Genomic DNA, 515 nt, shown 5'->3' on the forward strand with positions numbered 1-515 from the left:
AACACTTTTAATAATTGCTACTAATATGCCTACTATTGCAGTTGCTGCTATTGGTGCAATTTGATTAATTAATAATTCTTTCATATTATCTATCTCCTTCTAAATCATCTAATCTTTTATGTGCTGACTTTGCAGATTCTTCAACTTTTGCAACTCTTTCTATAACCCCATTGATTTTATTGTCTTGCATTTTCATATCTAATTTGATATCATCAACACCTCTAGATATATAATTAAGTTGCATTTCAAATTTTGTTTGCGAATTACTTTCCTCTTTAATATCATTTTTAAATGTTCTTTTAAGTCCAATAGCTCCAACTAAAATTCCAATTAAAGTTGAAGCCATCCCTATAATTATATTTACTTCATTCATATGTCACCTTCCTAATTATATCTCGTGGTAATAACCTCATATCCCTTATATAGACTTACTTTTAACATTGATTACATATACTTATAGTAAGTGATTTTTGCATTATAATATTGTAAATCTCAACTATTAATAATAAAGGGTA

Annotated in this window: 1 protein-coding gene; it reads right to left on the minus strand. The window is 26.8% G+C overall.

The window, feature by feature from the left end; translation table 11 throughout:
- Positions 1–85: 85 nt before the first annotated feature.
- Positions 86–373 (minus strand): hypothetical protein, encoded by a 288-nt coding sequence (locus CLPUN_RS13305; RefSeq protein WP_077847754.1) that lies wholly within the window; start codon positions 371–373, stop codon positions 86–88.
- Positions 374–515 lie beyond the last annotated feature (142 nt).

The sequence above is a fragment of the Clostridium puniceum genome (assembly GCF_002006345.1).
In the GTDB taxonomy this organism is placed as follows: Bacteria; Bacillota; Clostridia; order Clostridiales; family Clostridiaceae; genus Clostridium; species Clostridium puniceum.